The organism is Neisseria sp. Ec49-e6-T10, assembly GCF_051132615.1.
Lineage (GTDB): Bacteria > Pseudomonadota > Gammaproteobacteria > Burkholderiales > Neisseriaceae.
Map to the genome: position 1 here is coordinate 708157 of NZ_CP152375.1, position 23403 is coordinate 731559.

General features: G+C 36.9%; 24 protein-coding genes and 1 tRNA gene. 17 read left to right on the forward strand and 8 right to left on the reverse strand.

What is annotated here, in order from left to right; all coding sequences use genetic code 11:
- The first annotated feature begins 176 nt into the window (after window positions 1-176).
- The 6 genes from AADH04_RS03580 to rfaD are packed head-to-tail and all read left to right on the forward strand — an operon-like array spanning window position 177 to window position 5733.
- Window positions 177-464, forward strand: a complete 288-nt coding sequence (locus tag AADH04_RS03580) for a LapA family protein (protein WP_434778878.1) — start codon at window positions 177-179, stop codon at window positions 462-464.
- Between the two features lie 34 nt (window positions 465-498).
- On the forward strand, window positions 499-1656 hold the full coding sequence (gene lapB / locus AADH04_RS03585) for a lipopolysaccharide assembly protein LapB (protein ID WP_434778879.1): 1158 nt from the start codon (window positions 499-501) through the stop codon (window positions 1654-1656).
- An 8-nt stretch (window positions 1657-1664) separates the two neighbouring features.
- Complete coding sequence (pyrF, locus tag AADH04_RS03590; protein ID WP_434778880.1) at window positions 1665-2408, forward strand: orotidine-5'-phosphate decarboxylase; 744 nt, start codon at window positions 1665-1667, stop codon at window positions 2406-2408.
- The gene (locus tag AADH04_RS03595) at window positions 2405-3730 is read left to right on the forward strand and encodes a UDP-glucose dehydrogenase family protein (protein WP_434778881.1); all 1326 of its coding nucleotides are present in this window, start codon (window positions 2405-2407) and stop codon (window positions 3728-3730) included. The genes pyrF and AADH04_RS03595 overlap by 4 nt, the downstream gene beginning before the upstream one ends.
- Window positions 3727-4695, forward strand: a complete 969-nt coding sequence (gene rfaE1 / locus AADH04_RS03600) for a D-glycero-beta-D-manno-heptose-7-phosphate kinase (protein ID WP_434778882.1) — start codon at window positions 3727-3729, stop codon at window positions 4693-4695. The genes AADH04_RS03595 and rfaE1 overlap by 4 nt, the downstream gene beginning before the upstream one ends.
- Window positions 4696-4734: 39 nt before the next feature.
- Complete coding sequence (rfaD, locus tag AADH04_RS03605) at window positions 4735-5733, forward strand: ADP-glyceromanno-heptose 6-epimerase (protein ID WP_434778883.1); 999 nt, start codon at window positions 4735-4737, stop codon at window positions 5731-5733.
- A gap of 125 nt (window positions 5734-5858) precedes the next feature.
- Here rfaD and AADH04_RS03610 read toward each other — a convergent pair whose 3' ends face one another.
- From AADH04_RS03610 to aroA, 3 genes are all read right to left on the reverse strand, one after another.
- The gene (locus AADH04_RS03610) at window positions 5859-7115 is read right to left on the reverse strand and encodes an O-antigen ligase family protein (protein WP_434778884.1); all 1257 of its coding nucleotides are present in this window, start codon (window positions 7113-7115) and stop codon (window positions 5859-5861) included.
- Complete coding sequence (locus AADH04_RS03615; RefSeq protein WP_434778885.1) at window positions 7115-8146, reverse strand: glycosyltransferase family 9 protein; 1032 nt, start codon at window positions 8144-8146, stop codon at window positions 7115-7117. The genes AADH04_RS03610 and AADH04_RS03615 overlap by 1 nt, the downstream gene beginning before the upstream one ends.
- Before the next feature lie 89 nt (window positions 8147-8235).
- The gene (aroA, locus tag AADH04_RS03620; RefSeq protein ID WP_434778886.1) at window positions 8236-9522 is read right to left on the reverse strand and encodes a 3-phosphoshikimate 1-carboxyvinyltransferase; all 1287 of its coding nucleotides are present in this window, start codon (window positions 9520-9522) and stop codon (window positions 8236-8238) included.
- A 115-nt stretch (window positions 9523-9637) separates the two neighbouring features.
- Between aroA and cmk the strand changes: the two genes are divergently transcribed.
- The 3 genes from cmk (at window position 9638) to AADH04_RS03635 (ending at window position 12465) form a co-directional block, all read left to right on the forward strand.
- Complete coding sequence (cmk, locus tag AADH04_RS03625; protein WP_434778887.1) at window positions 9638-10303, forward strand: (d)CMP kinase; 666 nt, start codon at window positions 9638-9640, stop codon at window positions 10301-10303.
- 159 nt (window positions 10304-10462) lie between these two features.
- Window positions 10463-12142 carry a 30S ribosomal protein S1 gene (gene rpsA / locus AADH04_RS03630; protein WP_434778888.1) on the forward strand — a complete coding sequence of 560 codons (1680 nt, stop codon included), beginning with the start codon at window positions 10463-10465 and terminating at the stop codon, window positions 12140-12142.
- A 17-nt stretch (window positions 12143-12159) separates the two neighbouring features.
- Window positions 12160-12465: an integration host factor subunit beta gene (locus tag AADH04_RS03635; protein ID WP_434778889.1), complete on the forward strand. Its 306-nt coding sequence runs from the start codon at window positions 12160-12162 to the stop codon at window positions 12463-12465.
- 132 nt (window positions 12466-12597) lie between these two features.
- On the opposite strand, the gene AADH04_RS03640 is transcribed toward AADH04_RS03635, so the two are convergent.
- From AADH04_RS03640 to rplU, 4 genes are all read right to left on the reverse strand, one after another.
- On the reverse strand, window positions 12598-13176 hold the full coding sequence (locus AADH04_RS03640; RefSeq protein ID WP_434778890.1) for a DUF2846 domain-containing protein: 579 nt from the start codon (window positions 13174-13176) through the stop codon (window positions 12598-12600).
- 58 nt (window positions 13177-13234) lie between these two features.
- The gene (gene obgE / locus AADH04_RS03645; RefSeq protein WP_434778891.1) at window positions 13235-14377 is read right to left on the reverse strand and encodes a GTPase ObgE; all 1143 of its coding nucleotides are present in this window, start codon (window positions 14375-14377) and stop codon (window positions 13235-13237) included.
- 170 nt (window positions 14378-14547) lie between these two features.
- A complete protein-coding gene (rpmA, locus tag AADH04_RS03650; protein WP_434778892.1) occupies window positions 14548-14820 on the reverse strand; it encodes a 50S ribosomal protein L27 in 273 nt (90 codons plus the stop codon).
- Window positions 14821-14832: 12 nt separating this feature from the next.
- Window positions 14833-15144: a 50S ribosomal protein L21 gene (rplU, locus tag AADH04_RS03655; RefSeq protein ID WP_434778893.1), complete on the reverse strand. Its 312-nt coding sequence runs from the start codon at window positions 15142-15144 to the stop codon at window positions 14833-14835.
- A 280-nt stretch (window positions 15145-15424) separates the two neighbouring features.
- Here rplU and AADH04_RS03660 point away from each other — a divergent pair, with 280 nt between their 5' ends.
- The 5 genes from AADH04_RS03660 to aqpZ all read left to right on the forward strand — a co-directional run bounded on the left by AADH04_RS03660 (window position 15425) and on the right by aqpZ (window position 18747).
- Window positions 15425-16402, forward strand: coding sequence for a polyprenyl synthetase family protein (locus AADH04_RS03660; RefSeq protein WP_434778894.1), 978 nt, complete (start codon window positions 15425-15427; stop codon window positions 16400-16402).
- A gap of 9 nt (window positions 16403-16411) precedes the next feature.
- Window positions 16412-16486, forward strand: a tRNA-Arg gene (locus tag AADH04_RS03665).
- A 156-nt stretch (window positions 16487-16642) separates the two neighbouring features.
- Complete coding sequence (locus AADH04_RS03670; RefSeq protein ID WP_434778895.1) at window positions 16643-17257, forward strand: thermonuclease family protein; 615 nt, start codon at window positions 16643-16645, stop codon at window positions 17255-17257.
- Window positions 17258-17509: 252 nt separating this feature from the next.
- The gene (locus AADH04_RS03675; protein WP_434778896.1) at window positions 17510-17839 is read left to right on the forward strand and encodes a hypothetical protein; all 330 of its coding nucleotides are present in this window, start codon (window positions 17510-17512) and stop codon (window positions 17837-17839) included.
- Window positions 17840-18042: 203 nt separating this feature from the next.
- On the forward strand, window positions 18043-18747 hold the full coding sequence (aqpZ, locus tag AADH04_RS03680; RefSeq protein ID WP_434778897.1) for an aquaporin Z: 705 nt from the start codon (window positions 18043-18045) through the stop codon (window positions 18745-18747).
- A gap of 41 nt (window positions 18748-18788) precedes the next feature.
- Here the strand turns inward: aqpZ and yihA are convergent, their stop codons facing one another.
- Entirely contained in the window at window positions 18789-19421 is a 633-nt protein-coding gene (gene yihA, locus AADH04_RS03685) for a ribosome biogenesis GTP-binding protein YihA/YsxC (RefSeq protein WP_434778898.1), read from the reverse strand.
- Window positions 19422-19512: 91 nt separating this feature from the next.
- On the opposite strand from yihA, the gene AADH04_RS03690 reads away from it, so the two are divergent.
- The 3 genes from AADH04_RS03690 to ccsB all read left to right on the forward strand — a co-directional run bounded on the left by AADH04_RS03690 (window position 19513) and on the right by ccsB (window position 23381).
- Window positions 19513-20130 carry a c-type cytochrome gene (locus AADH04_RS03690; RefSeq protein WP_434778899.1) on the forward strand — a complete coding sequence of 206 codons (618 nt, stop codon included), beginning with the start codon at window positions 19513-19515 and terminating at the stop codon, window positions 20128-20130.
- A gap of 79 nt (window positions 20131-20209) precedes the next feature.
- On the forward strand, window positions 20210-22201 hold the full coding sequence (locus AADH04_RS03695; protein ID WP_434778900.1) for a cytochrome c biogenesis protein ResB: 1992 nt from the start codon (window positions 20210-20212) through the stop codon (window positions 22199-22201).
- Window positions 22202-22205: 4 nt separating this feature from the next.
- Window positions 22206-23381, forward strand: coding sequence for a c-type cytochrome biogenesis protein CcsB (gene ccsB / locus AADH04_RS03700; protein ID WP_434778901.1), 1176 nt, complete (start codon window positions 22206-22208; stop codon window positions 23379-23381).
- Window positions 23382-23403: the final 22 nt, after the last annotated feature.

Sequence of the window (23403 nt, forward strand, 5' to 3'; positions counted from 1 at the left end):
CCTAACGGTTCAATAACATTACCCTTAATGACCATCAGACTTAAACACTAGCTACTATTGAATAAGTTTTATGGCGTCAAATAGGCTTTATATATTTAAAAAAGCATTTAAGGATATCAAAACCTGAGTAAATCATTTAAAATTCGTTATTCCCCTGAAAAACGGATAAATCAGTTATGCGCTATATATACCTATCCCTCAAAGTAGTCATCTTATTATTCTTGTTAATTATTGCGTTTAATAATTTTCAAGATGTTTCTTTTTACTGGATATTTGGTAATAATGAGTTACCTTTAATTGTGCTACTTTTTGCCTTTTTTGTTTTAGGCATATTTGTTGGTATTTTAGGGATGATGGGACGCTCATGGCGCTCAAAACGACAAATTTCTTCTTTAAAAAAGACAAGTAAACAATTACAAAAAGAAATACAAAAACAGAACAATCCAACAAACACGGATCAATAAAATAAGTGAATTTGACACAATTTAAAGAGTAATTATGGAATTAGAAATCTGGTGGTTATTACTTTGTCCCCTATTTTTTGGGATGGGCTGGCTGGCAGCACGTATTGATATGCGCACAGTCTTAAAGCATGCGATGTCTATCCCTTCTGGCTTTTTTAAAAGCCTAGATGCCTTAGTCGAAAATAAAACGGATGTTGCAGCAGAAGCACTAAACGAAGTGACTCGCCAACAACCTGGTGCTTTAGAATTACAACTAACGTTGGGCAAACTTTATCGACGTCGGGGAGAAAACGATAAGGCAATAAGGCTTCACCAAAGCCTATTAGAATCCCCTGATTTGGTTTCTGACTCTCGTAATCAAATTTCTTTTCAATTAGGCTTAGATTTCCAAAATGCAGGTTTAGTCGACAGGGCAGAACAAATTTTTAATGGCCTACTTGAAAGCAATATGGGTAAGCCCAGCCGACAATTATTACTGGGCATTTATCAGCAGGATCGTGATTGGCAAAAAGCCATAGAAACAGCCAGAACACTCAGCCATGACCAACAAACTTATCAATTTGAGGTCGCACAATTTTTTTGTGAATTAGCACAAGCAGCTCTATTTAAGTCAGATCTTATTCAAGCACGACAATATATCACCGAAGCGCTTCAAGCCAACAAAAAATGTGCTCGTGCCAGTATTATTTTAGGGGATATTGAACAAAAATCGAACCATTATGATGAAGCAATTGAAGCTTGGCAATCAATTGAAAAGCAGAACCCCGAATTCCTCAGTATGGTTGCAGAACGGCTATATGATGTTTATGACGAACAAGGCAAAGCCATTGCTGGCCTTGATTTACTCATTGGCTACTGTAAAACATTTCCCCAACTTGAGTTAGTAGACTTACTGTACCAAAAAACATTATTACTTAGAGGGGAAAATGCAGCAATTGAGGTTGTCAGAGAATCAGCTTATCGACACCCTACATTAAATAATGTTTACCGATTGATTGAAGCCAGAATCACAGGGCTTTCACCAGAAGGTCGACAAGATGCAGAAGTAACCCGTGCAGTCATTGCCAAAACAGCTCAAAAAACCATGATGTACCGCTGCAAACGCTGTAGTTTTAAATCACAAGTATTTTTTTGGCATTGCCCAGCTTGTAATGAATGGGAAAGCTTTACCCCTAACCGTGTTGAAATTTAATCATCATTATGAATCCAATTATGTTTACATCACCTGCCACAACTGAACAAACCAAACCTGTCATTGTTGCACTTGACTTTGATAATGCTGAAGACAGTATCCGTTTTGCCAGCCGTTTAAACCCACAGTTGTGTCAATTAAAAATAGGTAAAGAGCTGTTTACTGCCTCTGGTAGAAGCCTAGCAGAAACGCTAATTAACAAAGGCTTTCGTTTATTTTTAGATTTAAAGTATCATGATATCCCCAATACAGTGGCCAAAGCATGTAAAGTAGCCGCTCAAATGGGGGTTTGGATGGTTGATCTACACACACTGGGAGGCAGTAGAATGATGCATGCTGCTCGTGAAGCAATTGAACCATTTTCGAACCGTCCTTTATTAATCGGTGTCACCATCCTAACCAGTATGGAACAATCAGACTTATTGGAATTAGGCATCAATAAGACACCTGAAAAAATGGTATTAGACCTCGCCTCTTTGGCACAAAAATCTGGCTTAGATGGTGTTGTCTGTTCTGCCCAAGAAGCAAGCGTTCTAAAAGAACAATTAGGTCAAAACTTTGTTCTGGTCACACCAGGTATCCGCTTAGACTTAAATACCCAAGACGATCAAAGACGCATTATGACACCTAAAGAAGCCCTACAAGCTGGCGCTCACTATTTAGTAATGGGGCGCCCTATCACACAGGCATCAGATCCGGTTGCCGTGTTGAAAGAAATCAATATGCTCCAAAAGGGAGGAAATAACTTATGAAAATTACCGTAGTTGGTTCTGGTTATGTTGGCTTAGTCAGTGGTGTTTGTCTAGCAGATGTGGGCAATCATGTTTGTTGCCTTGATGTTGACCCTCAAAAAATTGCGACATTACAGCAAGGCGGTGTACCCATTTATGAGCCAGGCTTACAAGCAATGATTCAGACCAATGTTGCTGCAGGGCGTCTATTTTTCACAACAGATATCAAAGAAGCTGTTGATTTTGGGCAAGTACAATTTATCGCAGTTGGTACCCCACCAGATGAAGATGGTTCAGCAGACTTGCAATACTTGTTAGCTGCTGCACGCAATATTGCTGAGCACATGGATGAGTATAAAGTCATCGTAGATAAATCAACCGTACCGGTTGGCACAGCAGATAAAGTCAAAGCATTAGTGAATGATATTTTGACGCAACGAAATGCCCCTTTTGGTTTCAGTGTTGTTTCTAACCCTGAGTTTTTAAAAGAAGGCGCCGCAATAGATGACTTCATGCGCCCAGACCGAATTATTATTGGTTGTGAAGATGAGCAAGCAAAAAAAATCATGCATAAACTCTATCAGCCTTTTAACCGTAATCATGAACGAACTATTTTTATGGATATTCGTTCTGCAGAACTAACCAAATATGCCGCAAATGCTATGCTAGCAACACGAATTTCATTCATGAATGAATTGGCTAATCTTGCAGAAGATTTAAATGCCGATATTGAAGCGGTTAGACAAGGTATTGGTGCAGACCCTAGAATTGGCTACCATTTCCTTTACCCTGGTGTTGGTTATGGCGGCTCGTGTTTTCCTAAAGATGTCAAAGCACTCATTGCAATGGGTAAAGAGTATGAGCACGCAATGCATGTGTTAACGGCAGTAGAACATGCAAATGATTTACAAAAAAAACGTATTGTCAAAAAAGTAACCAATCGTTTTGGCGAAAATTTATCAGGGAAACATTTTGCTGTATGGGGGCTTGCCTTCAAACCCAATACTGATGATATGCGTGAAGCACCTAGCCAAACAATTATTAATGAACTTACCCAAAAAGGTGCAACTGTTTGTGCGTTTGACCCTGTTGCCACGACTGAAGCGAAACGTATTATGGGGCAAAATCAAGCACTAAGCTTTGCCACAGATATGATGTATGCGCTAAATGATGCAGATGCTTTACTGATCGTGACCGAATGGAAAGCATTTAAAATTCCAGACTTCTTAGCAATCAAACAACAACTAAAACAAGCTGTTATTTTTGATGGACGTAATATCTATCAACCACAAGAAATACAACAGTATGGTTTTGAGTATTACCCAATAGGGCGTACTGTATGAACCTTAGTCAGTTAAATCTCAGTGCTCAGGAGGTGAGTAACCGCTTTACTCAAGCCAAAGTATTGGTCGTAGGTGATGTTATGCTTGACCGCTACTGGTTCGGTGATACCACACGTATTTCACCAGAAGCTCCTGTTCCTGTTGCAAAAATAGAACGGATAGAACAACGTGCAGGTGGTGCGGCCAATGTTGCCCGTAATATAGCCAGTTTAGGTGCGCCTGCCAGCCTTATTTCAGTAGCAGGTCAAGACGAAGCGGCACAAAGCTTACACACACTGATGAAAGAAGCTGGCGTCCAAACATACTTGGCTCAAGACGATAGTATTTCAACGACCATAAAGCTAAGAGTGCTGGCACGTAATCAGCAACTGATTCGTTTAGATTTTGAAGATGAACCAAGTCATGAGGTTTTGGCTAATACATATAACCAATTTGAGCAACTCTTGCCACAACATGATGTTGTAATTTTGTCAGACTATGGCAAAGGGGGCTTAACTCACGTCAAAAAAATGATCGCTCTGGCTAACCGTTTCAATAAACCCGTATTAATTGACCCCAAGGGAGACAATTATGACAAATATCATGGAGCAAGTTTGTTGACACCCAATAGAGCAGAATTAAAACAGGTTGTAGGCTCTTGGCAAACCGAACCAGAACTGACACAAAAAGTCATGTTGCTTATTGAACAATTAAATTTAAGTGCCCTACTTTTAACCAGAAGTGAAGAAGGTTTATCATTATTTAAAAAAGATGGCACGATCCAACACCAAGGCACACAAGCGCGTGAAGTATACGATGTTTCTGGTGCAGGAGACACTGTTATAGCCAGTATGGCACTGGGTATTGCTGCTCAATTTGATTCATCAGAAGCCATGAAAATTGCCAACGCAGCAGCAGGCATTGTTGTGGGTAAATTAGGAACAGCTATTTGTACCCAAGAAGAACTTTTTCAAAAGCTAAGTTGATGGGTTTGGGCAAACAAAAAAATATTTTAGGAGTATAAAATGAGTATTATCGTTACAGGTGCGGCAGGTTTTATTGGGGCTAATATTGTTAAAGGACTCAATCAACGTGGTATAAAAGACATTATTGCTGTAGATAATCTGACCAATGGACAGAAATTTAAAAATTTAGTTGATTGCGATATCGCCCATTATTTAGATAAAACCGAATTTATTGATATTGTCTGTTCAGGAAACCCACCTAAAAATATAGAAGCTATTTTTCATGAAGGTGCTTGTTCTGATACGATGAATCATGATGGCAAGTACATGATGTCCAACAACTATCAATACACTCTTGATTTATTTGACTGGTGTCAGGATGAAGCCATTCCCTTTCTTTATGCTTCTAGTGCCGCTGTTTATGGTAAAGGCACTGTATTTAAAGAAGATCGTCAATTGGAATCTCCTTTAAATGTTTATGGCTATTCAAAATTTTTATTTGACCAAATTGTTCGTGAACGTATGCAAAAAGGGCTGAATGCACAAGTTGCTGGATTTCGCTATTTTAATGTATATGGGATGAAAGAAAACCATAAAGGTCGGATGGCATCCGTTGCCTTCCATCACTTTAACCAATATAAAGAACGTGGCTTTGTTGAACTTTTTGGCCCTTATGATGGTTATGAAGCTGGGGGCCAGACTCGTGATTTTATTAGTGTAGAAGATATCGTTAAAGTCAATTTATATTTTTTTGATCATCCTGAACATTCTGGCATTTTCAATCTTGGTACAGGTTCTGCTCAAACATTTAATGAACTTGCCGCTGCAACAGTCAATGCGTGTCGAAAATCAGAAGGTAAAGAAACACTGAGCCTGAACCAGTTGGTAGAACAAAATTTAATTCGTTATGTTGATTTTCCTGATAGCTTAAAAGGTAAATATCAAAGCTTTACTCAAGCAGATATTCAGTCTTTACATAATGCAGGCTATAACCAAAGCTTTTATAGTGTAGAACAAGGTGTAGAACGTTATGTTGATTGGTTAATTAAAAACCAATAAATTTTTACCTACCTAAGCAAGTATCATACTCCAACGCATGATACTTGCTTCTATTCTTTAATCACTCAACAACCATATCTAAAATACAAAATATTTACTCGGATACTGGAACACTCACCAGATTATTAGCATATAGATGGCTGTTTTTCTTTAGCAAATTTATTGTTATGTAAACATAACACAAAAATAATTGCGATGTAATAGCTTAATGGTAAATCATCACTGAATATAACATCTGTTAGCCCATATATCATAAAAGATAATCCTATTGCCAACAAGATTGAATTACGCTGTTTGATAGCCGTACATACAACAGAAAAATATAAAAATAATAATAAAGCAACGCCCCAAACACCTCGTAACGAGAAGTTTTCAATTATCTCATTATGAAGATTCGTATAGACATACGGCAACACACCAGCATAAACAGGATACTGATTAACATATTGTTTGATCACTGAAGCTCTGTCTTCAATAGACTGCCCCATAAAGCCATGTTTCCCTGCTTCTGAACCTGCATGAAACATAGCAATACGAGCACCAAAAGAAGACTCTGTATTCTGCTGTTGAGTATATTTATGAATATCTACAACAATATCATTCATCCTACCTTGGACTCTATCACCAAAGGTGTACAGAAGTAGCATCAAAATAACAATGAGCATACTCATTAAACAGAATAATTGTTTCATGTGTATTTTATCTTTATACGCTAATACAGCGATTGCAAATAGTAATGGGAAACCTAATATTACAGAACGAGTTTCCGTTAAAAGAATAGAGGTATATACAACAATAAATAATACCACTAAAAATAAAATAGACCATTTAGTATCATTTTTCCTTTGAGCAAAAGCAATACCCAACAATCCAGCAATAGAAACAATATAAGCGGCCATTGTGGCGATAGATGAACCAACAGCAGCCCTGCCTATGTGCAAATAAAAATATTGGTAACATGACACTATTAATATGGCGCCGACTAAAAAAAACCAAATCATACACAACAAATTTTGGATGGGCTTTTTAGATAAAATACAAGAGAAATATTCTGTGGAATATAGACACATCAATATAGACGAAGCAATTGTTATTTTCGCTAGGCTTTGATAACTATAATATTGCCCTCCCCAAGAACCAAATAACCAAATCCAAAGCAGTACCCCTCCTCCAAAGATAAAAATACTAAAAGGAAGTAAAAAATCCATTTTTTTTATTTTATGCTGAGAAAATAAAAGAATAAAAAAAGCAATAACACTACAAAAATACACAATTTTTCTTGCACTACTCCAATTAAATGATGCCCCCAAAAAAGCAATCAATAAACAAATCAATATCATATTTTTTAAAATACTACACCATTTTTCATTTATATAATTCATTAAGATATCCCTACGCTATCGATCATGTGTTTTATTGCTTTATCGATTTCGTCCACCCTTATAGATGAGACAAACTCGTGTTCATTTGATGTAAGCAATTGAATAGACCTACTGTTATTAGGTCCCCATTCTTTACTGGCAAAATTATCTGAACGGTCTTTTCGATACATCGTAACAAGAGGCTTTTGAAAAGCAGCCGCCACATGAACAATTGACGTATCGGGAGAAACAATATAATCTGCTTTTTTTATTAAAACTACAGCTTGAAGAAACTCTTTAAACGGAAACAACTCAACACCTAAAAATGATAATGCCGCTATTTTTTCTTGCTGACCAATAACAATGATGACAACATCCTCATAACTAGACACAGTGAAAATGATATGTTTAATTTGTTCAATAGATAAATCTTTTTGTTTTAGCGCCGTATACGGATTCAATACAACTATTTTTTTCTTATCAAATTTTGTTAGATAATGATCTACTGTATCTTCATCTTGCTCAGAAAAATTCAAATTATAATCTAAAGAAATATTCTTGATGCCAAGCTTATCTAGTAAAACAAAATGCCTATAGCTAATATGTTTATCTAAAGTAGAATAATCAATGTTGATATTATAAAGTAAATAATGCCTCCTATTAAAACCCAACATATTTTTTGAATTGATTATTCTTAAAAAAAGAAAATAAACGGGAGACATTTCATCGCCAACGTCAATAACCAGATCAAACTTTTCTTTTCTTAACTGTACAGCTAATTTAACAATATTCCAGAAGCCTTTTTTATAAATAAAAACCTGATCCACATTATCATCAAAAGTAATCACTTTTTTATTATTTGCACCTGCAACAACACTAACCCTAAATCCCTCTTTTCTAAGTTCACGAAATGAAATAGTAGAAATAACCATATCACCAAATTTATCATCATCACGTAAAAATAAAACTTTCTTTATCTGATTAGGATCAAAAATATTTCTATTTCGCTTATCAATTAAACACCTAACCAACTCTAAACGAATACGTTTCATGAAATAGTTTCTTCTTCTATTCCACATACGGAACTTATAGATTTGTTCTTTAAACATAAATAGCCTATAGACTTTTCTTCATTTAATTTTTATTTCTGAAAAACTTGAAAAAACCCAGGAAATGTTTTATTTACACACTCAGGCTCATTAATGATAATGGGCGTATTTAATAAACTAACCAAAGCAAAACACATAGCCATTCTATGATCATCATACGTATCGATGGCAACATTTGATTTTAATACCTCAGGAGGCGTAATTTGAATAAAATCCTGCCCTTCTATAACTGTTGCACCAAGTTTACGTAATTCAGTAGCCATAGCAGCAATTCGATCCGTTTCCTTAACTCGCCAGCTTTCAATATTACGCAAAGTAGAGGTACCATTAGCGGCTAAAGCCACAATAGCCAAAGTCATTGCGGCATCTGGAATATGGTTTAAATCCAAATCAAATGGCTTAATTACCTGATTTGTCTCTCTAGACGCTTCAATAAAATCTTCAGACCAAGTAATTTTACCGCCTATTTTAGCCAACACATCTGCAAAGGCGACATCTCCTTGGATGCTATTTTTTCCAACTCCTTTTACCCTAACTGGCTGCCCAGACAATACACCTGCTGCTAAAAAATATGAAGCACTACTGGCATCTCCTTCCACCAAAATATGTTCAGGTGCCCGATAGGTTAACCCTTCTGATAACCAAAAGTGCTGAAAATTTTCATGTTTAACAAACACGCCAAATTTAGCCATCAAATTAAGTGTAATGGCTATATAGGGTTTAGAAATAAGTGTTCCTTCAACTTCAATTTCATATGCGTGTCCTGTTAAAGGCAAAGCCATTAATAAAGCAGTTAAAAATTGGCTGGATACAGAACCTTTAATGGGAATCACTCTTTGCTTTGAAGGTATAAATGAACCAATCTGTACAGGAGGGAAGCCCTCATTTTGAATATAATCTATTTGTGCTCCTGCAATACGCAGTGCATCAACCAAATCTTTAATTGGCCGCTCTCGCATACGAGCAACGCCGTCTAACAAAAAATCCCCCCCCATAACAGCCAACGCAGCAACCAAAGGTCTAAATGCTGTCCCCGCATTTCCCAAAGATAATTGAGCTTTTTGAACAGAAAATCGCCCATTTTGCCCAGTCAGCCAATATTCCTGATCTAAATGTTGAATAGGTACTTGTAACACAGTCAATGCTTCTAACATTCTTTGAGTGTCGTCTGAATCAAGCAAATTGCGTATTTTTGTTTGCCCATTTGCCAATGCAGCTAAAAGTAAAACCCGGTTACTGATGCTTTTAGAACCTGGCAAAACAACTTCTCTGGAAACATTAGAAAGAACAGGTAAATGTAAGGTTGAAATTTCAGACATATAGATTAGCGCCATATTCAAAACATGAAAACACTTAATGATACCGACAAATTTCTATTAACTAAAGCAAAGTTTGTTTACAATAAACCTTTTATACAATTTTTACTCAATAAATATGCCTACTGTTCAAAAAGTTATTGCCATTGATGGGCCAAGTGCATCAGGGAAAGGCACTGTTGCCTCCTTAGTTGCGCAAAATTTAGGATTTGCTTATTTAGACTCAGGTGCCATTTATCGCCTATGTGCACTTGATGCACAAAATAAACAGATTAATTGGGAAAATGAAGATCAACTGGCCATAGTGGCACAAAACTTAAATATTAGTTTTGCCAATCAAGAGGTCTTTCTCAATAACCAATCTGTAGAAGAACATATTCGAACTGAAGCGATTGGCTTGGGTGCCTCAACTATTGCTAAATTTCCGAAAGTACGGCTCGCTTTACTTCAAAGGCAACAAAATTTTCTGACAAGTCAAGGTCTTGTCGCTGATGGACGAGATATGGGTTCTGTTGTTTTCCCAAACGCCTGTTTAAAAGTTTTTTTAACCGCTTCTGCCACCATTCGTGCACAAAGACGAGTCAATCAACTAAAAAATATGGGCAAAGAAGCATCCTTTGAACATATTTTAAAAGATATTGAAGCACGGGATTTAGCTGATCAAAATCGTGCTGTTGCACCTTTAAAACAACTACCAGATGCACAATTGCTGGACACTTCAAACATGAGTATAGAAAACGCAGTAAAAACTGTCTGTCAGTGGTATCAAGATATTAAAATTTAAAGTATAATTATAAGCTTTGCTGTATTAAAAATACTTTTTGATCAATCTTTCGTGTTTATTAAAAACCGAAGAAACTATTTAATTTGTCTTGCCAAGGAAGACAAATTTTTTACAACCTAACCCCGCACACCTTGGCAGTGTAATTGAGATGTTTAATCTATGGAAAATTTTGCACAACTGTTTGAAGAAAGCTTGGCTTTACAAGAAATGAAACTTGGTGAGGTGATTACTGCAGAAGTAGTGGCTATCGACAATAATTTCGTGACTGTAAATGCTGGCTTAAAGTCTGAATCTTTAATCAAAACCAGTGAATTCAAAAATGATGCTGGTGAACTTGAAGTTAAAGTGGGTGACTTTGTAACAGTGGTGATCGATGCCTTAGAAAATGGGTTCGGTGAAACCAAATTATCAAGAGAAAAAGCAAAACGTGCAGCTTCTTGGATTGCTTTAGAAGAAGCTTTAGAAAGTGGCGAAATTCTATCTGGTGTAATCAATGGAAAAGTTAAAGGCGGCTTAACTGTTATGGTTAATGGTATCCGTGCTTTCCTACCTGGTTCATTAGTTGATGTACGTCCAATTAAAGATACCTCTCCTTACGAAGGTAAACAAGTTGAGTTTAAAGTCATTAAACTAGACAAAAAACGTAACAATATCGTTGTTTCTCGTCGTGCAGTGCTAGAAGCAACTTTAGGTGAAGAACGTAAATCTTTACTAGAAAATCTAAAAGAAGGTACTGTTGTTAAAGGTATTGTGAAAAACATTACTGACTACGGTGCATTCGTTGACTTAGGTGGTATTGATGGTCTGTTACACATTACTGACTTAGCATGGCGCCGTGTAAAACACCCTAGCGAAGTACTTGAAGTAGGCCAAGAAGTTGAAGCCAAAGTATTGAAATTTGATCAAGATAAAAGCCGTGTGTCTTTAGGCATGAAGCAACTTGGTGAAGACCCATGGAGTGGCCTAGCTCGTCGTTACCCACAAGGTACACGTTTATTTGGAAAAGTAAGCAACTTAACCGACTATGGTGCATTTGTTGAAATTGAACAAGGAATCGAAGGTTTAGTACACGTTTCTGAGATGGATTGGACCAATAAAAACGTTCACCCAAGCAAAGTGGTACAACTAGGTGATGAAGTTGAAGTGATGATCTTAGAAATTGACGAAGATCGTCGTCGTATCAGCTTAGGTATGAAACAATGTCAACCAAACCCATGGTTAGAATTTGAATCAAGCCATAAAAAAGGTGACAAAATTTCTGGTGCCATTAAATCTATTACAGACTTTGGCGTATTTGTAGGTTTACCTGGTGGCATTGACGGTTTAGTACATTTATCTGACCTATCTTGGACAGAAAGTGGTGAAGAAGCTGTACGCAAATACAAAAAAGGTGATGAAGTAGATACCGTTGTATTGGCTATTGATGTTGAAAAAGAACGTATTTCTTTAGGCATCAAACAACTTGAAGGCGATCCTTTCAACAACTATATCAGTGTAAATGATAAAGGTGCTTTAGTAACAGGTACAGTTAAAGCAGTTGATGCTAAAGGTGCAACAATTACATTAGATACCGATGTTGAAGGTTATTTACGTGCTTCTGAAATTTCACGTGATAAAGTGGAAGATGCTCGTAATGTACTTAAAGAAGGTGACTCAGTAGAAGCTGTTATTCTTTCTGTTGATCGCAAAAACCGTGGCATTAGCTTATCTGTAAAAGCAAAAGATGCTAAAGAAGAAAATGCTGCAGTAAAACAAGTGACCAGCAATGCAAATGTTAGCTCTGGTACAACAAGTTTAGGTGATTTACTTAAAGCAAAACTTTCTGGTGATGAAGAGTAAGAAGAAGGATCTATTTTATGACCAAATCTGAATTAATTAACCGTTTGACAGACGCGTTTACAAACAACAGTGAAACACAAGTTGTTGCAAAAGACGTAGAACAAGGCATAAAAGTTTTGGTAGATACCATGACCCGTGCATTAGCAAAAGGTCAACGGATAGAAATTCGTGGCTTTGGTAGCTTTGATCTAAATCATCGCCCAGCACGTGTTGGTCGTAATCCTAAAACAGGTGAATCTGTGAATGTACCTGAAAAGTACACTCCTCATTTTAAACCTGGCAAGGATTTACGTGAAAGAGTCAATCAATCTGCTCAAAAATAATAGGTTTCTTCTATGAGTTGAAAATGCTGCTTCCTATAGAAGCAGCATTTTTTTATTATCATATATACTTTTACTTTCACATAAAAAAACTGCACCAATAAAAAGCGCAGCTTTTTTAACGATACACTTACTTTATTTAAAGTCAGAAGACACTACTAACTTACACCATTTAATTCTATTTTTAGCATCTTGCTCATCTGTTAACAAATTATAGGTATAACTACCTTTCAGTGCCCCCGTAACAATTTCTTGTTCAAGGAAAACAACCTGCCCTGCTTTAACCTGAATCACCAAAGGCTCTTTACACATTTTATGACCAGAAACTGTATATTCTCCTTCTGGAAGCTCAAAACGAGCAAACGTTTTACCCTTAATCCAAGCTAACTCCTGCTGATTGATCATAATAGGGAGCGCTTTAAGCATAGCAATAAATTGATCTCTAAAAACATAAACAACCGCTTTGTCTGTTGAGACAGAAAATTCTTTAGCTAATTTTTCTAACTCTTTTGGCGCTTTTTTGGTTTTCAAGAATGAAGAAAAAATCACCCAAACAGCCCAACCAAATACAGCCAATAACACCAAAGCCATTAAACCGCTAAAAATAGGGCTATTACCCAAGCCAGGCATACGAGATACAAAAACACCAACAAAAACACCAACAATAGCACATACGATCATAATCGTATTGGACTTCTTCTTTCTGCTTGACATTCTATTTCCTCAAAAATACAAAAACTCGAATATTTACATATTTATTCAATCTTGACTATCACTCTGATTGAAAAATATCTAAATTTGTCTCATTCATTACAACAACATCATTCTTGTCCAGTTGTTCTTGCTCTTCAACAAGTTGCTGTTTTTTGACTTCGAGGTAACGATCAATCGCATAAACCAATTCTTCCGTTCCTTCTCTACCTAAAGCGCTGATCTGAAAAACACGTGGTGTCACTATATCAAACTCAAATTCATCATTGGGCTTAGAGTCATGCCAATTAAAAGCTTCTAAAAATTGTCTTATTTTTTCTTCTTTTTGTTCGTCAGGCAACATATCCACTTTATTCAGAACCAACCATCTAGGCTTTTCATACAGAGCTTCATCATATTTTTTCAACTCTTCTACAATAGCAAAAGCCTCTGCAACAGGGTCTACAGTTTCATCAAAAGGAGCGATATCAACAACGTGTAATAACAATCCTGTCCGAGATAAATGCTTTAAAAATCGATGTCCCAACCCAGCGCCATCTGCAGCACCTTCAATTAACCCCGGGATATCCGCCATCACAAAACTACGATTCTCATCAATACGCACCACACCCAAATTAGGATGTAACGTTGTAAAGGGATAATCAGCAACTTTTGGTCTTGCGGCAGAAACAGCTCGAATTAAAGTAGACTTACCTGCATTAGGCATACCAAGCAAACCAACATCCGCTAAAACTTTTAATTCCAGTTTTAATCTTCTCTCCTCACCTGCTTCGCCTGGTGTACACTGACGAGGCGCTCTATTGGTTGACGACTTAAAGTGGATATTACCTAAACCACCTTTTCCGCCTTTTGCCAAACATACTTTTTGTCCATGGTAAGTTAAATCTGCAATAATTTCTTCTGTATCCAAATCTGTAATTAAAGTACCTATTGGCATACGTAATTCTATATCATCAGCACCTTTACCGTACTTATCTGCACCATGACCTTTTTCCCCATGTTTAGCCTGATAACACTTAACAAAACGGTATTCAATTAATGTATTGATATTTTCATCGGCAACCGCAAAAACGCTTCCTCCTTTTCCACCATCACCACCATCAGGGCCACCTCTTGGGACAAATTTTTCACGACGAAAGCTGGAGGCACCATTTCCACCCTTACCTGCAACAACCTCAATTTTGGCTTCATCAATAAATTTCATGTGCTCTTTCAATAAATAAAGGAGAGTATGTCTGTTTTTTCTTCAGTTTTATCTCTCACTCTAACAAATTACGATTCTCTATACCAGCCCTAAAGCAAAGGACTTCATTCAATAAAATATAAATAAAAAAGCCCCATCTTAACGACAGGGCTCATTAATCACGCTGATTATTACTCGTCTACACCAGTATATGGTTTCACATTCACTGTTTTACGGTTTAATGCACCTTTAACAGTAAATTCAACATAACCATCCACTTTTGCAAACAATGTATGATCTTTACCCATACCAACATTTTCACCTGCATGAAAACGTGTACCACGTTGACGCACAATAATTGAACCTGCTGGAATCAATTCATTTCCGTAAGCCTTCACACCTAAGCGTTTCGCTTCTGAATCGCGACCGTTTCTAGAGCTACCGCCTGCTTTTTTGGTTGCCATTTACATTACTCCTTACTTAACAATCGCATCAACACGAATTTCAGTATAATTCTGACGATGGCCTTGATGTTTTTGATAGTGTTTACGACGACGCATTTTGAAAATACGTACTTTCTCACCACGCCCATGAGCAACTACAGTTGCTTTTACTGTAGCCCCACTGATTAATGGAGAACCAATTACTACATCATCACCGTCAGCAACCATCAAAACTTCTTCAAGTACGATTTGGCTGTCGAGTTCTGCAGGTATCTGTTCTACTTTTAATTTTTGGCCAACGGTAACTTTATATTGTTTACCGCCAGTTTTTATGACCGCATACATAATAGACTCAACTCCGTAATAAAATTGCTCTTTACAAAATGTAAAGGACCTGAAACTATACCTAATTTTTGGAACATCGTCAATGACTTTACTGGGATTATTTTTACAAAACAATAAAATATCACGATATCTCACAATGAATGAATCAATAAAAAAGCAAACAATAATGTGCGATAAAAATAACATCAAATTTTAGTTGATATTGGTATTATCCGAATCAAATCTGTTATACTAAAAAGCTTAATTATTCACCGTACACATTCAAGTTTAAGAAATAAAAATGTTACAAAATGCCCCTGCTTCTTTATTACAACAAATAGATCTTGGTTTAGACAAGGTCAACACTGTCATTAATCAAGCCCTACAATCAGATGTACCTCTTATTTCTCAAGTAGGTAATTATATCATCTGTGCAGGTGGAAAACGTTTGCGTCCTATTCTCACCATTTTATCTGGGCAAACATTAGGTTATGAAAAAGATGATTTATACGCTTTAGCCGCTATGGTGGAATTTATTCATACCTCAACCTTATTACATGATGATGTTGTTGATGAAAGTGATTTAAGACGAGGCAGACAAACAGCAAATCACCTATTTGGTAATGCAGCCGCGGTACTGGTTGGCGACTTCCTCTACACCAGAGCATTTGAGTTAATGGTGGCTTCTAATAATATGCGAATACTGGAAGTCATGGCGAAAGCCACCAATATTATTGCAGAAGGTGAAGTCATGCAGTTACTCAATATTGGCAATACCAGCATTACAGAAAAAGAGTATTTTCAAGTAATTCAATACAAAACAGCTAAACTATTTGAAGCTGCGGCTCAAGTAGGCGCCATTTTGGCTGGTGCCACTGATAAAGAAGAAAATGCACTCAAAGACTATGGCATGTATTTAGGCACAGCATTTCAAATCATTGATGATGTACTTGATTACTCAGGTGATACTGAGCAAACAGGTAAAAATGTTGGCGATGATTTAGCTGAAGGCAAACCAACACTACCACTTATTTATGTAATGGAACAAGGCAAACCTGAAGATGCTCAAATCATCAAAAAAGCCTTAGAAGAAACAAACAGAGAACATTTTGATCAAGTGCTAAAAATTGTACAAAATAGCGGTGCGTTGCTTTATGCAAAAGAACAAGCAACTAAAGCCTGCAATCAGGCCATTGAAGCTCTAGCGCCACTGAAACAAAACAATACCACAGCCAGCATGATACAATTGGCGCAAGCTTCTGTTGCTCGCCTAAGCTAGTTAAAAACACTCGCCGTAGTTCAACGGATAGAACGTATGCCTCCTAAGCGTAAAATGTGGGTTCGATTCCCGCCGGCGAGGCCAAAACAAGCAATACCATTATTACAAATCAAATATTTATATTAAAATATTGGTAATTTGCTACCTAGCTTACCACTAAAATAAAAAGGCTCACATTTCTGAGAGCCTTTTATTGTTTCGCCTAATCAGCACATTATATTTCAGAACCAGATTCGATCAATGATTCAAATCAAGTATTATTATCTTCAAATTAAGTATTATTGGCTCATGAAAAAAATACTACTCATACTATCTACCCTATTTCTCGCTTCAATATCTTTTGCTGAAACCATTTCCTGTAGGCATCCAAAAATTCAGGATGGGAATAACATCTTCTGCCTTTCATCAGAGAATAAACAAATCAAAGTTAGGCTTTGGGGAATTGATGCTCCTGACCTGAATCAAAATTTTGGTAAAGAATCTGCACAAATACTATCTAAAATTCTCTCACATGCACCTCTAAACCTAGAAGTATTTGGATATGATTCAGATGGAAGAACTTTATCTGAAATAAAATATCAAGTTTATGTAGATTGTCCTCCACCATCCAAACTGGAAGATGGAACCATGATACAAGAAATAGGGTGTATGGAAAAACCTCCCACAAATGCAAACTGGGAGATGATTTACCGTGGCTATGCATGGACTAATCCGTCACATAAACTCAATAATGCTAATAAGTTTTACATTGAAGCAGAAAGAATTGCACGAAAAGATAAACGTGGACTATGGGCTGACCCAAATCCTATTTCACCTTGGGAGTGGAGAAAGGCTAAGAAAGGCCAACGAAAATGAAATGTGAAGATTGCATCAACTGACAAACCAAAGACAATCACGACGAAAAAATGAACCAGCACAACATGAGGCACTATACACCTAAAAATGACGGCACCTACTCCAAGATGATATGAGTGCCATGGGAGATGTATAAAGTAAAAACTCAAGATATCTGAGAACTTAACTCATATTAAAATTATTTAATAGTGCACCAATATCTTCTCATACATATATCTTATAATACCCTTTTATTTTTAGTTAAACAGATCAATGCAAACTCCACAAAAACATTCTGGCTTAGGCATCACATCCTTTATTATCAGCTTCGCATCTATTGCCTTATTTTTTATTTTAATTGTGGTAGCAAGTGTCATTGCCATTAAGAATCCAGATGTTCTGGAAGAGGATACAGTAGAATCAATTATTATTGGTGGGGCTTTTTTCATCATTATGATGCTCAATATTTTGGCTTTGATTTTAGGCATTATTGGTTGCACACAATCGGATAGAAAGAAGGTTTTTGCCATTCTTGGTCTGGTTCTTTCAATCATTTCACTGATATTGAATATTTTAGTTATTTTTATCGGTTTAGTCGCATAATTTCATCTAAATAAAGAGGTATTATTTCTAGTTACACAAACAAATTTTAAAAAATTAATTTCAAACAAAACAAAAAATATAAATAAAAAATATCAAACAAATTAAAAATTTTTATGTATATTTTAACCAATCATAAATAAATAGAGTTACCATAACAAACATCATATTCAATATGAATTAATTATTATAAGGTTGAAGTTATCATGACATGCTTAAGTAAAAAATTATTTGCTGAATTTTTCGGCACTTTCTGGCTGGTATTCGGTGGTTGTGGCAGTGCTGTATTGGCTGCAGCTTATCCTGAATTAGGTATTGGATTTGCTGGTGTTGCCTTGGCATTTGGTTTAACGGTATTAACAATGGCTTATGCTGTTGGTCATATTTCAGGTGGACATTTTAACCCTGCAGTCACATTAGGCTTAGTAGCAGGTGGCAGATTCTCATCAAAAGAAGCATTGCCTTATATTGTTGCCCAAATTATTGGGGGTATCTGTGCAGCAGGAATACTGTACATTATTGCAAGTGGCAAGGCAGGTTTTGATGCTTCTGCTGGCTTTGCTTCAAATGGTTATGGCGCCCACTCTCCAGATGGTTACTCATTGGCAGCCGCCATCACTGCAGAACTTGTACTGACTGCATTTTTCTTATTGATTATTCATGGCGTAACAGATAAACGTGCACCTGCTGGTTTTGCACCATTAGCCATTGGTTTAACTTTAACACTCATTCATTTAATCAGTATTCCAGTGACCAATACCTCAGTAAATCCTGCTCGTAGTATTGCAGTGGCAATATTTCAAGGCTCTTGGGCATTAGAACAATTATGGGTCTTTATTTTAGTGCCTATTGTTGGTGGTATTTTAGGTGGCCTAATCTACCGAACCTTATTACAACAAGACGAAAAATAAACTTCTTTCAAAAGCCTTATATCAAAAATATAAGGCTTTTGTTATTGCGGTTCTACTGACTCTTCTTCAGTATGGTCTAAACTGTCAAACCAAGAAGCAACAATCGTTTCGACCTCTTCTTTACCTTGTTTCTTCAAACTGGAAAAAAGTTGTACCGATACAGGCAATTTTTCCTGCCAAGGAATTAAAGCCTTTTTAACCTGCGCTAATGTCCTAATTTGATCATTTTTTGATAATTTATCTGCTTTAGACAACAAAATATGAACGGGTCTTGCTCTATCAGCAAAAAAATCCAACATTTTTTTATCTAAATCACGCAGTGGATGCCGAATATCCATAATCAACACCAACCCAATCAAACTGTTGCGCTTTTGCAAGTATTGACCTAGCAATTCTACCCAATGAGCTCGAATTTTTTCGGGGACGGCAGCATAACCATAACCAGGTAAATCAGCCATAAAATAGCCATTATTTAACTCAAAAAAATTAATATGCTGTGTTCTACCAGGCGTTTTAGAAACATACGCCAAACGAGTATGATTTGTTAAGGTGTTAATCGTACTGGATTTACCTGCATTAGAACGTCCAACAAAAGCAATTTCTCCTTTTGTATCAGGCAGATCCTTTAAATGATTTACAGTAATAAAAAATTGTGCGTTCTGAAATAGTGACATAAAACTAGAATTAACCTTCAAATATGGTTAGAATATCATGTTTATAAAATAACAGTTAGTAAACATATATAAATTTCTACAGGGCGCTCGTATGAAACGTTTTTCTCTAGCTACTTTAGCATTGGCTCTAGCCAGCATGGCAGCTTTTGCTGCACCACCCAAAACAACCGACTTAAATAATGGAAAAACATTGGCTGAAAATGTCTGTGTTGCTTGCCATGCAGCCGATGGAAACAGTGTTCTCACTATTTACCCAAGCTTAGCTGGGCAACATGCTGTCTACGCTTATACACAAGCACTTGCTATTAAAAATGGTCAACGTACAACAGGTGCTTCTGCTGCAATGGTGCCAATGGTTGAAAATTTATCTGAACAAGATCTGTGGGATGCTTCAGCTTATTTCTCCCGTCAACACATTAAACAAGGCGAAGCAGACCCTAAAGGCAATTTACAATTGGGTTTAAAAATTTACCGTGGTGGCAAAGCTGATATTAAATTACCTTCATGCGCCTCATGCCATGGCCCAAGTGGTGCGGGTATGCCAGATATTTTCCCAAGAATCAGTTCGCAACATGCTGACTATGTGGTGACTCAGTTAGAAGCATTCCGCGCAGGTGAACGTGTTCACCCAATGATGGATCCTATTGCCTCACGTTTAACTGATGAAGAAATTAAAGCAGTTGCCAACTATATTCAAGGCTTAAGATAACCCTTTTTATTTAAGCCTCTAAAATATAATTCCATAAAAAAAGGGAAGTGAAGTACTTCCCTTCTTCATCATAAAGCACATGAAAAAATCTACTCCTCTTATTCGTAAGCCTTGGTTTGAATTTTTAAGCTCAATGCGTTTTGCAGTGTCATTACTGACTATTTTAGCAATCGCCTCCATTATTGGTACTGTACTGAACCAAAATGAAGCGCTCTCCAATTATGCTTTTAAATTCGGCCCTTTCTGGTTTGAGATTTTTCAGTTTCTTGGCTTATATGATGTTTACTCTGCCAGCTGGTTTGTATTGATTATGATTTTTCTGGTGCTCTCAACCAGTCTATGTCTGATTCGTAACACCCCTAGTTTTATTAAAGACTTTAAAAGTTTTCGGCTTAAAGCAACAAGCCGTTCTTTGAAAGCCATGAAACACCATCATATATACCAACATAAAATAGACCCTAATATAGCCAATAGCTACTTAATCGCTCAGGGCTTTTCTACCCGAACAGAAGTAAAAGATGATGGACAAACCATTATTGCGGCTAAAAAAGGCAGTGCCAGCAAATTGGGTTATATTTTTGCCCATGCCGCATTGATTATTATTTGTCTTGGCGGTTTAATTGACAGCGATCTATTACTCAAAACCCAAATATTAACAGGTCAAATCGTACCTGAAAAAAATGCTGTTTATCAAAACGAGTTTCCAGAAAAAAGCCGTTTAAGTAGTCAAACACTTTCTTATAGAGGAAACGTCAGTATTCGAGAAGGTAATCAAGCAAATGCCGTCTTTTTAAGCACCCCAAGCGGTTTTTTGGTGCAAGAGCTCCCCTTTACAGTCAAACTGGATAAATTTCTTGTTGAATACTACGACACAGGGATGCCTAAAAATTTTGTCAGTGATATTACCGTCACTGATAAACAAACTGGCCAAATAACACAGTCCCAATTAAGAGTAAACCACCCCATTACCATTAATGGCGTCACCTTATATCAATCTTCATTCGGCGATGGTGGCTCTAAATTAAGATTTAAAGCATGGAATCTGGTTAAACCTGCTTTACCTCCAGTACAGCTGGATGCAGTTTCCATGAACGACTTTCCATTAAATTTAGGCAACCAAGCCCAATATACGCTTGAATTTAATGAGCTAAAAGTTTTCAACATTGAAGACAATAGCCAAAATAATTTACAAACACCCAATCAAAGTTTACATGAGATACGAGATGTAAAAATTAATAAGAATTTAAATAATATTGGTCCTAGCATTGGCTTTAAATTAAGAGATAATACAGGCCAAGCAATTGAATATGTTAATTACATGACCCCAATTAACCAAAACGACACACTATTCTTTATGTCAGGTGTACGTAAAGAAGTGGGCGAGAGTTTTCAATTTTTACGCATTCCTGCTGACAACGAAGTCAGTATCAATGGCTTTATGCTGTTAAATGCTGCCTTTCAAAACCCACAGTTACGCCAAAAAATTGCCCATAAAATCGCTTTGGCAACAGGCTCACGAGCCACAGAAGGTTTTGAAGACAGCGTCCAAAAGACAATGGAACTATTTGCCCAAGGAGGCTATGTAGCAGTTGATCAATTTATTCGTACCAATGTTCCAGAAGATAAACGCCAACAAATGGCTCAGGTTTTTTTACAAATCTTACATGGTGCAACTGCACAACTATTTGAAGAAGCACAAAAAGAAGCCAATATTCCTGTTTGGACACAAGATCAACAACGTGATCAGTTTTTGTTAAACAGCTTACTGGCAATGACTGATTTACATGAATATGGCTCTCCCTTATTTTTACAACTGGAAGACTTTGAGCAAGTACAATCTTCTGGATTACAAATGACGCGTTCCCCAGGAAAAAACATTGTTTATTTTGGCTCTTTATTGCTAGTATTAGGTATCTTTTTCATGTTTTATATTCGTGATAAAAGAGCATGGTTACTGTTTGGACCAACCCAAACTATTTTTGCCATGAGTAGTGCAAGACATAACACCGAATTAGATAAAGAATTTACAATACACACATACCATTTAGAACAACACCCTTCAGAAGAGTAACTGCATGAATACCCAAACGCTCTACCAAAAACCAACCCCTTTTTATAAAAAACTTGGCTGGTTTGATTGGCTTTTTGCTATTTTATCTATTCTTGGTGCAGGGTTTTCTCAAAAATACCTCGCTCACCATATGGACACCTATGAGGTTGCCATTTTATGGAGCACCGTTGTAGGTATTATTCTCTTAGGTTGGTTTTTTAAGCCCTTACGCTTATTCCTGATTTTATCGACCTCCTTTGCATACTTGGGCATCTATTCTTATCAAGGAGACTTAAACCTTGGCAGTGGTGAACAAGCCACTTTTTTACTTAAATATTTTGTCTCCAGCCAAGCGGCCATTATGTGGATGTGTGCCCTGACCTTTTTAGCCACATTATGTTACTTAATCGGTACAATTTTACCCAAAAAAAATGTTGAAAAAACATCCAATACAGCACTCAACTTAGGCAGTCTACTCGCTTGGACCGCAGCCTTAATGGGCACAATTGGCTTACTCGTACGCTGGCACGAGAGCTACCTCATTAGCCCCGATGTAGGGCATATCCCCGTATCAAATCTATACGAAGTATTTGTTTTATTTATAGTATTTACCATTATTATGTATTTATATTATGAAATAAAATTTCATGCCCAACGTATGGGAGTATTCGTTTTTACCCTTTTATCCATCACAGTTTGTTTTTTATTGTGGTATGCCATTGTCCGTCAAGCACAAGAAATTCAACCCTTAGTACCTGCCTTACAATCATGGTGGATGAAAATTCATGTACCCGCCAATTTTATTGGTTATGGCGCTTTTGCCATAGCAGCTATGTTAGGTGTTGCCCAATTACTGGTACTCAGTCATATAGGTGAACGCTTTTTACCTAAAGCAGAAGTATTAGAAGAAGTCATGTATAAAGCCATATCTTTAGGCTTCCTCTTTTTCACCATTGCAACCATTTTGGGCGCACTTTGGGCAGCAGAAGCTTGGGGACGTTATTGGAGCTGGGACCCAAAAGAAACGTGGGCATTCATTGTTTGGCTAAACTACGCAATTTGGCTACACTTACGCCTTGTATCAGGTTGGAGAGGCAAAGTTCTGGCTTGGTGGGCTGTCATCGGACTATTAATTACCGCTTTCGCATTTATCGGTGTTAATATGTTTTTAAGCGGTTTACACTCTTATGGTACGCTATAATACGCTTTTATTTATTAGGATA

Bases quoted from the DNA above. Each gene is read 5' to 3' on its own strand.
- AADH04_RS03580 (WP_434778878.1), top strand. From the start codon at position 177: ATGCGCTATATATACCTATCCCTCAAAGTAGTCATCTTATTATTCTTG.
- lapB (WP_434778879.1), top strand. From the start codon at position 499: ATGGAATTAGAAATCTGGTGGTTATTACTTTGTCCCCTATTTTTTGGG.
- pyrF (WP_434778880.1), top strand. From the start codon at position 1,665: ATGAATCCAATTATGTTTACATCACCTGCCACAACTGAACAAACCAAA.
- AADH04_RS03595 (WP_434778881.1), top strand. From the start codon at position 2,405: ATGAAAATTACCGTAGTTGGTTCTGGTTATGTTGGCTTAGTCAGTGGT.
- rfaE1 (WP_434778882.1), top strand. From the start codon at position 3,727: ATGAACCTTAGTCAGTTAAATCTCAGTGCTCAGGAGGTGAGTAACCGC.
- rfaD (WP_434778883.1), top strand. From the start codon at position 4,735: ATGAGTATTATCGTTACAGGTGCGGCAGGTTTTATTGGGGCTAATATT.
- AADH04_RS03610 (WP_434778884.1), bottom strand. From the start codon at position 7,115: ATGAATTATATAAATGAAAAATGGTGTAGTATTTTAAAAAATATGATA.
- AADH04_RS03615 (WP_434778885.1), bottom strand. From the start codon at position 8,146: ATGAAACGTATTCGTTTAGAGTTGGTTAGGTGTTTAATTGATAAGCGA.
- aroA (WP_434778886.1), bottom strand. From the start codon at position 9,522: ATGTCTGAAATTTCAACCTTACATTTACCTGTTCTTTCTAATGTTTCC.
- cmk (WP_434778887.1), top strand. From the start codon at position 9,638: ATGCCTACTGTTCAAAAAGTTATTGCCATTGATGGGCCAAGTGCATCA.
- rpsA (WP_434778888.1), top strand. From the start codon at position 10,463: ATGGAAAATTTTGCACAACTGTTTGAAGAAAGCTTGGCTTTACAAGAA.
- AADH04_RS03635 (WP_434778889.1), top strand. From the start codon at position 12,160: ATGACCAAATCTGAATTAATTAACCGTTTGACAGACGCGTTTACAAAC.
- AADH04_RS03640 (WP_434778890.1), bottom strand. From the start codon at position 13,176: ATGTCAAGCAGAAAGAAGAAGTCCAATACGATTATGATCGTATGTGCT.
- obgE (WP_434778891.1), bottom strand. From the start codon at position 14,377: ATGAAATTTATTGATGAAGCCAAAATTGAGGTTGTTGCAGGTAAGGGT.
- rpmA (WP_434778892.1), bottom strand. From the start codon at position 14,820: ATGGCAACCAAAAAAGCAGGCGGTAGCTCTAGAAACGGTCGCGATTCA.
- rplU (WP_434778893.1), bottom strand. From the start codon at position 15,144: ATGTATGCGGTCATAAAAACTGGCGGTAAACAATATAAAGTTACCGTT.
- AADH04_RS03660 (WP_434778894.1), top strand. From the start codon at position 15,425: ATGTTACAAAATGCCCCTGCTTCTTTATTACAACAAATAGATCTTGGT.
- AADH04_RS03670 (WP_434778895.1), top strand. From the start codon at position 16,643: ATGATTCAAATCAAGTATTATTATCTTCAAATTAAGTATTATTGGCTC.
- AADH04_RS03675 (WP_434778896.1), top strand. From the start codon at position 17,510: ATGCAAACTCCACAAAAACATTCTGGCTTAGGCATCACATCCTTTATT.
- aqpZ (WP_434778897.1), top strand. From the start codon at position 18,043: ATGACATGCTTAAGTAAAAAATTATTTGCTGAATTTTTCGGCACTTTC.
- yihA (WP_434778898.1), bottom strand. From the start codon at position 19,421: ATGTCACTATTTCAGAACGCACAATTTTTTATTACTGTAAATCATTTA.
- AADH04_RS03690 (WP_434778899.1), top strand. From the start codon at position 19,513: ATGAAACGTTTTTCTCTAGCTACTTTAGCATTGGCTCTAGCCAGCATG.
- AADH04_RS03695 (WP_434778900.1), top strand. From the start codon at position 20,210: ATGAAAAAATCTACTCCTCTTATTCGTAAGCCTTGGTTTGAATTTTTA.
- ccsB (WP_434778901.1), top strand. From the start codon at position 22,206: ATGAATACCCAAACGCTCTACCAAAAACCAACCCCTTTTTATAAAAAA.